Below are 9,639 nucleotides of genomic sequence, written 5' to 3'. Positions count from 1 at the left end.
ATATTCTTTACACTTTTTCATTTTTGGATAGTTGGCATCCCCACGAAAAAAGCCATCATATGCCTTTTTCAGTCGTAAAAATACTTCTTGTAAGGGCTGTGATGGCACTTCTTTTAGAAAAGGATATCTCTTTTTATCGATTGTTTGTTGTTTTTGCATATCAGAGCGTGTATACGATTGTTTATTTTCTTTATATTTTCTTTGTTTATCTAAAAGAGCAGAGTTATAAGTTTGACGACAATATTGTAACCAACGTTCTAACATTTCTTTTTGTTCTTGAGTTGGAAAAATTTCATACTTTTGGCTGAGCAACATTGTCATCACCTACCTCTTTTTTTTGTTGTAGGGTTTCAGATTCCCATACACAAAACAGAATATACGTTCTGTTTTGTTTCTAGTACTAACATACATGATGTTACATAAAAAGGAAAGAGAAATTTCGTGCTATGCACGACCAACATTCATCCCCTCCCTACCACTTGGGCTATGCCCTGCACGTGCTTGAGGAAGGGGACTTCTGTTGGAATTTTGTTAAAGTAACAACAAAAAAGAACGCTCTTGATTGACTTGTATATTCTATATATATCTATTTTAATTTTTCGCCATATAATGCTGCTATGTAGAATACAACATGACCGCTTCTATGCATGGCCAGCTGCTCTCGCCCGCCTAAAAAGAAAGACGGTTTTTCTGTCGATTTTTTAATTTGTATTTATATAGTAGTGTATGTAACTATTCTAGTAAATTATCCGTATTATTTATAATAAAGCTTCCTCATCTGCTTTTTTTACAGCTTCACTTCTTCCTGAAACTTTAAGCTTCATATATATAGAAGAAGCATAATTCCTTACAGTCCCTTCAGATAAAAACAATTTTTGGGAAATTTCTTTATATCGAAGGCCCTCTTTAAGAGCACCTAAGACCTCAATTTCACGTCGCGTCAATTCATAAGGATACTTTTTCGGTATTGAGCCATATTCATTAAACAAACGATTCGCAACACCTTGAGACAACATGGTCCCTCCTGAATTTACTAATCTAATTGCCGCTACTAATTCTTTAGGCGGGGCAGATTTAAGTACATATCCTTCAGCCCCTGCTTTAAGGGCTTCAGAAACACTGGAAGATTCTTCAAAAGTCGTCACCATAATAACTTTAATATTTGGCCATTTCCTCTTAATTTCTTCTGTCGTTATAATCCCATTCATGTCAGGCATTTGTACGTCCATAAGAACAATATCTGGTTGATTTACTTCACATTTTTCTAAAGCTTGTCTTCCACTATTCGCAACTGTAACATGAAAACCAGTATATTCAGTCAATAAAAGTTGTAAGCTATCTAAAACCATAGATTGATCATCTACTATTAGTATATTTATTTCATCTTGAGTAGGGGTCTTCTCTATATTTAAACTTGGAATTACACAAGTTACAATGGTGCCAACATTCTTTTGAGAGTCTATGTACAAGCTTCCTTGATATTCATTTAAACGATTTCTCATTCCAGATAAGCCAAATCCCTCTTGGATATATTCTATTCCTTTACCATTATCTTGTACCTGAAGCATGACATGACTTTTATGATATTGTAAAAGAACTTGTATCGATTCTGCTTCTCCGTGCCTAGTTGCATTTGTCATTGCCTCTTGTAAACAACGACAAAAAGTCATTTTAACTTTTTTCGCTATCGTATACTGCTCTCCAATTGTTCGAAAAATAACATCAACGTGTGTATTGCTTCTAAATTCTTCTATAATATTAAGTAAAGATACATCTAAATTTACTTCTTCTAATGGATCCATTTCATGAATTTGTCTTCGAATACTCTCTAAGCCAGATCGTGACATATCTAATATATCTTGTAATTTTTTCTTCCCTTCTTCAGTAGTTAAGTGAGGTTTTAATGTTTCCATACTTAATATAACTGACGTAAATTTATAACCAACAGTATCATGTAATTCCCTTGCCATTCTACATCTTTCCTCAAGTAGGGTCATTCTTTCAACTTGTGAAGAATATTGTTCTAAAATTGCATTCTTCTCTTTAATTAATTCGAGTTTTTGTTTAATTGAATCCATAGAAAAAACAATTCTCTGTAACACATGTCCAATACCATAAATGAAAAGAACGTCAAATATATTTACAGGCAAGTGATTTAATTGATAATCAGAATTCAAGAAAACTCCGAATATATAAACGATAATTGTTAAAGGCAATATATAGAAATTAGCTTTTCCCCGACAAAAAAATGCCAATGTTAAAATTGCAGGAGAAAAAAACTGTGCTAAATGATAAGTATATGCAAGATAAAGCGAAAGCCCTCCCACTAATATTATCTCAGCCAATAAATATAGTTCATATCGAATTTTATATAATATTACAGGTATGACATACAGTATTAAAGTCATACCAAAAACAATTTCAAAAGGAAATGTAGGATTATCTTGATACGTTAAAATCGTAACCGCCGCAATCCAAAAGATACGAATGAATACAATTGGCCAATGCTGCCAAAGTAATTTATTTTGTACGGAAATCAACTGTATAAGCACCTCCTACTAAAAAGCTTCTACTTAATGTATATATTTTACATCATTATATTTTTATCATAGCAAGGTTATTACATTTTGTCACTGTACTTTATTACATTAATTTTGATACGTTGATACCAAGAACACGACTCATACTATTGAATTGAAAATGAAAATGAATAAGGAGATGAAAAAAGTGAGTATCTTGCAAGTAAACAATTTAACTAAAAAAGTCGGAAAAAAAACACTTGTCAATCAATTGTCATTTGATGTGAACGAAGGAGAAATACTTGGACTCCTCGGTCCAAACGGAGCTGGAAAAACCACTACAATTAGAATGATAGTTGGATTAATTTCAAAATCTAGTGGAACAGTTGAAATCAATGGAAAAAATGTAGATAAAGATTTTAAAGGAGCGATGAGACATGTAGGAGTAATTGTTGAAAACCCTGATTTGTACAAATTTCTATCTGGCTATGATAATCTTCTTCATTTCTCTCGCATGACGCCCAATGTCCCAAACGAACGATTAAATGAGGTTGTATCTTTAGTTGGTTTGGAGAAAAGTATTCATAATAAAGTTTCGACTTACTCTTTAGGAATGAAACAACGGCTCGCCCTTGCGATTGTTTTAGTACACAAGCCTTCACTTCTACTACTAGATGAACCTACAAATGGGCTTGATCCTAAAGGTATTCGTGATTTAAGGCTTCATTTAAAAAAGCTAGCTAAAGTTGAAAATGTGGCAATTGTTGTATCAAGTCACCAAATGGCTGAAATGGAAATGATGTGTGACCGTATAGCTATTATTGATAAGGGCAATATGGTGGGCTTACATGACATTAAAGATATTACAAAAGAAAAGGTAAGTCACGTTCAATTTGAAGTAGATCGAACAGATTTAGCTATTCCAGTACTTCAAAAGTTATTAGTAGGAGCTGAAATTGTAACAAACCAAAATATGATCAATATTAAAATTAGTAAAGAACGTATACCAGAAATTAGTGATACGTTAGCAAGAAGTGGAGTAAATGTTTACGGTGTTCAAACTATGAAAGCCACTCTAGAGGATAAATTTATCGAAATGACAGGAGATGAACTACGTAATGCTTAATCTAATAAAAAATGAAAACATGAAAACTTTTAAACGTAAAAGAACTTGGGTCATGATAGGGGTTATGGTTCTATTTATTTTAGTCCAATTTCTAAATGTGAAATTTTCTCATCATGTTAACTATGGAGATGATTGGAAAACTTCCCTTATAGAAGAAAATGAATTACTTAAAGTTGAAAAAGAATCTAAAACATTACCTGTGGAAATACTCGAAAATGAAAAAAAGTTTTTACTAAATAAGTATTACATTGACAATAATATAAAACCAGAAAACAATGCATGGTTCTTTACAATCGGACAAAGTACAAACTTTTTAGTAGCGATTTCTATTCTTACCTTAATAATAGCTGGTGAAAGTGTGGCAAGTGAGTTTCAGTCAGGAACCATTAAATTTCTATTAACTCGAACTGCTACTCGTACAGAAATATATTTTTCTAAATATATTTCGACTTTATTATTTGGACTTTTTCTAGTCGGAATCACATTTATTCTTTCAATTATATTTAGTGGTATTCTGTTAGGATTTGATGGCATAAACGGTGACTACTTATTTGTCAAAGATCAAGTCGTTCAAAAAACAAGTGTCCTTCAGGCACTAATTGGTAGCTTACTCTTTAAAATTCCTTTCTTACTTATTGTTGCGACTTTAGCATTTATGATTTCAGCTGCATTTAAAAGTTCAACATTCTCGATCGTGTTTTCTCTTTTAATAACAATTGCAGGTTTTGTTATGAGCATTTCATTAAAAGGTTTCAGCTGGACACAGTATTTTATCTTCTCTAATACAGATCTATCGAATTTTATATATGAGAGTCCACCTGTAGAGGGAATGACCTTAAGTTTTGCTTTAATATTAATCTTAATTCATATATTCATCATGCATCTAGTTTCTTATCCGATTTTTGTAAAAAGAGATGTCGTTTAAATTTTTTATTAAAGACTGGAGGAAAGCAAAATGAAACAAAAATTAATTACTTTCTGTGCGTTAATCCCTTTAATTCTTACTGGCTGTTCAAGTTCTGAAAGTGAAACAAAAGAACAAAAACTGGAACTACCAGCCTCTAATGTTAAAACACTAACATTAGATAATCGTAATGGTAATATTGATATTTCAACAAACTCTACATCGGATAAAATAGTAGCTTCTATTAATGCAAAAGCAAAAGGAATTAGCATGGACAAATTAAAGCTAGATCTTTCAGAGAAAAATGGAGTTGCCCACTTAAATACATCTTTTGACGGGCAATTCTTTAGTAATAGTGAAACTTGGGTTGATGTTAAACTCTCGGTACCTAAAAATGTAAAAGTAGAATTTAAAGACAACCATAGAGACGGAGATATTAAAGTTTCTAAACTGGATTCAGATATAAACATACTTAATGTTAATGGAAATATAGACATTTCCAATGTTAAAGGGACTGTAAGTGTAACAAATAGGGATGGAAAAGTTAATATTTCCAGTGTGTCATCTGATATTAATGTTGACAATAATAACGGGGCTGTTGTTATTAAAGATATTGATGGATCAGTACGGGCTAAGATTGGTGATGGTTCAGCCGATATCAATGGTATTGAAAAAAATGTTACGATTTTAGGTGCTAAAAATGATAAGATAAAAGTGGATGGTGTTAAAGGGAAAGTAACATTCAATAAATAACTTTCGACTTATTGATATGAAAATTAATTAAACCAACCGCATTTTCAGTATAATGCGGTTGGTTTAATTAATTCCATTTTAATTTTTCGACATATAAATCGTTGCTATGTAGCAATACAACATGATCTGCACTTTCTCCCTCCCTTTGTTTTAAACCTCGCATGTGGATGCTCTCGTCCTCCTCTAAAAGAAAGGGGTTTTTATGTCGTCTTTTTAACTTGGATATATATAGTACTTTATTATCCTTACGCTAGCGTAGTTTAATGTGAAGTTACCTTTTCATGTTTTAAGCCTATATCTTGTTCTAATGTTTCCTTACTAAAATAGCTTTTTACTTCTTCATTTCTATTTGCCAAAAAACCAACCATCAAAACGATAACACCAGATGTGATCGGAATATAAAACCAATCGATACCCTCTAACAATATTCCATATAACCACATGCCTATTGGTGTACATATGCTTGTAATAGAACTAACTACACCAAAAAAACTAGCTCTAATATTTTCAGGTGTGTGAATTTGTATATGTGAAGTCATTGGTATATTCGCTAAAGCATTAAAGATTCCTGTTGTAGAAATGATAATGCAATAAATTACAATAATAAGTAACGTTATGTTTAAAAAATCTTGTGATAAGAAATTTGGAAAACACCACATCATAAAAAGTAGTGCTTGTATTTGAAACAAAATAAATATCTTATCTATGACAGCTTGCATAATTTTTTTTCTTGAAACTAATAACGCACCTATAATAATCCCAACAAAGTAAGAAGATTGAATAATAGATAATCCTTGTCCAGAAAGGTCTAACTTTTGATAAATTACATATGGTAAAACAACTTGTAAAAGAGGTGTCAGAACAAAGTTAATTGTAAAGAATGCCACTAATAAGTATTTCACAGCCGTTTGTTTATTAATATATCTATATACTTCCTTAAAGCTTTCTGTATAACTTTTGTTCTCTTCAACCATCGTTTTACGCTTAAATTTCAAAAATACTTGAAAAAAACCGGACAAGATAACTACTATGCCATAGATTAATACGATCATTTCTAGATCAATTAATCTATAAATAACCGCACCTAATATCGGTCCTACAACATTAATTACAGCTCCAATCGTTTGATACGACGAATTAACACTAGCTACCTTATCATTATTCACAATGTTTGCAATAGAAGCGTTTAATGTTAAAAAACAAAATGCTTGAATTAAGCTTAATAATACAGTGAAAATTGTGACACTAACAATGTCTAGGCTAAAAAACTTAAAAGCTCCAAAGAAAATTAGTAGCAGTAATCCACTAAAAACCTCTGAAAATATAATTATTTTCTTCTTATCATGTTTATCAATATATACACCTGCAAAAATATTAACCAATATTCCAGGTATAATAGAAAAACCTAAAACCATCGAAAAGGCAGTAGGTGATCCAGTTACATCTAAAACATATAGGCTTAGTGCAAATTTAAATATTGAACTTCCCATTTCTGAAAGAAAACGTGTAACTGTAAAAATAAGCATATTCAAAGATTCGACTCTCGGTTGATGTAGTACACTTGTATTACTCATAGTATCTCCTTTCAAATAAAACTGAAATAGTAAAGAAGTACCTAAACTCCTTTACTATTTCAGAAGATCACTACATTTATTTACACATTTTGTAAAAATGAATTTTCTGGAGTATCTACTAAATATTGTTCAAGTAATTCTTTCGATTCTACATACGGTATTGTCAGTGCTACATAAACCATGTCTTCCTCATACCAAACTTCACAAATAATTCTATTTCTATCCTTTACATTAGCTTCTTGTAAATCAACAGACTGTAATATTTTTTGTTCATTACGTATTTCGCCTAAGAAGTTAAAAACAATTGGAATCTCTTGCAATGATTCTTTAAGATATTCCCTTGACATTGAATAATCTTCTTGCATCTTTTCATTGAAAATTAAGTTAGCAAAACTAATATTTTTTGAAACCGCCAACTCAATATTTTCTTTAATTTTCTTTCCACTCGTTATTAAATCCATTCCTTCTGATACAACAATTGGAATATAATCTACAAACTCACCGATTACATTAAAATACTTTTTATTCCTAAAAGTTCTAGCATAGTTCGCAATCAAAATTGGAGCATGGGTAATATTAAAATACTTATGACAGAAATTAACTAACATATTAAACGGCACTTCAAGTTTACTTTCATCGCCATATTTTTCATTTAGCTTGTTAATTTCCATTCCCAATTTAATCGTAGTGTTTCCACCTATTTTTTTATTATCAATTACAAAATTAGAAATAGCTTTCTGACCTTCACTAAATTGCTTAAGCTTATATTTCTCTACAATTTCGGCATCACTAATCTCTATTGGTCCCAGCATAATTTGTTCATTATAATCCCAATAACTATTATCTTTAGTCCAATTTTCTACACTTCCTCTATGGTAGTAATTATAATATCGTTCAATTTTGTTCTTTATAATTTCACCACTCATAAAGTCAAAAATCGAATGAGAAAATGGTAGGATAAGTAAATAATCTTTTAAACTCTCTTTCACTAAGATCATTCTATATTGTAATGAATCTTGATCATATTTCTTATAAAAATACGGCCAAATTATTTGATCCATTAACTCTTGTTTTTTAGAAAAACTAAATTCAGATATATCTAGAAACGGTAATAGTATATCTTCTGGGCACTGTACTGTTTCCCACATATATTCATTATCTTTTTTAATAAGCTTACTTCTCATTAAATCCTGTTCTCTTATGACTTTTAATATAGCTTTCTTTAAATTTTCTACATCCATATACTGCTCAAACTTCATTACTGTTCCAGAAATATCAGTTTGATTAATGTGATAGCATTGAGAAGGCACAATTGCTCTTACACTTTCTGACTCCATAGAAAGTACAGAATCTGAGAACTCTGTAAACAAATTCTCTATTTTTTCCTTCCATTCTTTTTTCATCACATCTGCTTCTAAGTTTTTATTAGGCAATTTTTGCTCTTTACCCATAAGAATATAATGTGGTTGAACAGATGGATGACAATTTTTATCTATTGCATCTTGCAATTCTTCTAGCCTTACATGTTGTTGGTCCTCTACTGTTAAAATATTTAATGTATTATCCTCTATCGTTAATTGACTCATCTTACACTTAACAAAGAATTTTTCTTCAATTAACTGTTCAACTTGTTCAAAATGATTCAAATATTGAATTCGATCAGTTGTATCATTACCAAGCAGGTGCTGAGCTAAACTTCTTATTGTATGATGTTCAAAAATATCACTTAGCTTCACTTTCTTACCTAAGTTTTGAAGTCTAGAAATTAGTTTAATAGCTGTTAAGGAATTTCCACCTAGATTAAAGAAACTGCTCTTTACACCAATTCTTTTTAAACCTAGTATTTCTGTCCAAATTTCATGTAGCTCTGCCTCCAACTCAGTAACTGGTTCTTCATTGGATTCCTCTTCATTGGTCGGCAGCTCTCTACTCATTAATTCTTTTCTATCTGCTTTTCCACTCGCATTTAAAGGCATTTCATCTATAGAAATTAAAAACGCAGGAATCATGTAACTAGGTAATTGTTCATTCATATAATTTCTCAATTTATCTTCATTAAAATTACCTTTGTGTACTATATATCCACATAAAATTAATTCTTTAGCTTCGTTAAATCTCGCAACTACCACAGCCTCTTGAATCATCTCATGTTGTAATAGTGTTTGTTCGATTTCACCTAGTTCGATACGATATCCCCTGATTTTCACTTGATGATCAATACGTCCTAGGTATTCAATTTGTCCGTTTTCTTTCCATCGTACAAGGTCGCCTGTTTTGTACATTTTTTCCCCTTCAACAAACGGATCCTCTACGAAAGCTTTTTGCGTTAATTCTTCCCGGTTCAAATACCCTCTCGCGAGGCAATCCCCTGCGATGTGTAATTCACCCGGAACACCAATTGGTACAAGCTGGTTACAGCGATCCAAAATATATAAGCGAACATTATCAATTGGTTGACCGATTGGAATTGAATCTGGTACACATTCATTTTCAGTTGGACAATCATAGTATGAAACCTCTACTGTTGCCTCAGTTGGTCCATACAAATTATGCAACGTGGTTCCACATGCTGCATGCCATAAACTATTAAATCGTTTTACATGTTCTGGCATCAACGCTTCTCCACTTGTAAATACATGTTGTACACTTGTTAAATTTTGTGCTACATCACTTTCTTTCACATACTCTAAAAATGCATTTAACATAGACGGTACAAAGTGAATAGCTGTCACTTTGTTTTCTTCAATGGCTTGTGTAATAACA

At 31.5% G+C, this 9,639-nt stretch carries 7 protein-coding genes; 3 read left to right on the top strand and 4 right to left on the bottom strand.

Annotation, left to right across the window (positions count from 1 at the left end; all coding sequences use genetic code 11):
• Both BM350_RS25610 and BM350_RS25605 read right to left on the bottom strand, forming a co-directional pair.
• Positions 1 to 321 (bottom strand): helix-turn-helix domain-containing protein (locus BM350_RS25610; protein ID WP_139232939.1); only part of this gene is annotated, 321 nt, incomplete at its 3' end.
• A gap of 437 nt (positions 322 to 758) precedes the next feature.
• A complete protein-coding gene (locus BM350_RS25605) occupies positions 759 to 2,540 on the bottom strand; it encodes a helix-turn-helix transcriptional regulator (protein ID WP_090920457.1) in 1,782 nt (593 codons plus the stop codon).
• 187 nt (positions 2,541 to 2,727) lie between these two features.
• On the opposite strand from BM350_RS25605, the gene BM350_RS25600 reads away from it, so the two are divergent.
• The 3 genes from BM350_RS25600 to BM350_RS25590 are packed head-to-tail and all read left to right on the top strand — an operon-like array spanning position 2,728 to position 5,302.
• On the top strand, positions 2,728 to 3,645 hold the full coding sequence (locus BM350_RS25600) for an ABC transporter ATP-binding protein (RefSeq protein ID WP_090920454.1): 918 nt from the start codon (positions 2,728 to 2,730) through the stop codon (positions 3,643 to 3,645).
• A complete protein-coding gene (locus BM350_RS25595; protein WP_090920451.1) occupies positions 3,638 to 4,570 on the top strand; it encodes an ABC transporter permease in 933 nt (310 codons plus the stop codon). Before BM350_RS25600 ends, BM350_RS25595 begins: the two co-directional genes overlap by 8 nt.
• Positions 4,571 to 4,600: 30 nt before the next feature.
• Positions 4,601 to 5,302 (top strand): DUF4097 family beta strand repeat-containing protein, encoded by a 702-nt coding sequence (locus BM350_RS25590; RefSeq protein ID WP_090920448.1) that lies wholly within the window; start codon positions 4,601 to 4,603, stop codon positions 5,300 to 5,302.
• Between the two features lie 260 nt (positions 5,303 to 5,562).
• Here BM350_RS25590 and BM350_RS25585 read toward each other — a convergent pair whose 3' ends face one another.
• Entirely contained in the window at positions 5,563 to 6,876 is a 1,314-nt protein-coding gene (locus BM350_RS25585; RefSeq protein WP_090920444.1) for an MFS transporter, read from the bottom strand.
• 80 nt (positions 6,877 to 6,956) lie between these two features.
• A partial coding sequence (locus tag BM350_RS25580; protein ID WP_139232938.1) for a non-ribosomal peptide synthetase occupies positions 6,957 to 9,639 on the bottom strand: 2,683 nt, incomplete at its 5' end.

This window comes from Bacillus sp. 103mf, from assembly GCF_900116295.1.
Taxonomy (GTDB): Bacteria; Bacillota; Bacilli; order Bacillales; family Bacillaceae_G; genus Bacillus_A; species Bacillus_A bruguierae.
This window is presented reverse-complemented; position numbering and strand designations above follow the sequence as displayed.

What these genes read in the sequence shown, in the direction of transcription:
- BM350_RS25590 (WP_090920448.1), top strand. Translation starts at nt 4,601, where the DNA reads ATGAAACAAAAATTAATTACTTTCTGTGCGTTAATCCCTTTAATTCTT.
- BM350_RS25585 (WP_090920444.1), bottom strand. Translation starts at nt 6,876, where the DNA reads ATGAGTAATACAAGTGTACTACATCAACCGAGAGTCGAATCTTTGAAT.
- BM350_RS25595 (WP_090920451.1), top strand. Translation starts at nt 3,638, where the DNA reads ATGCTTAATCTAATAAAAAATGAAAACATGAAAACTTTTAAACGTAAA.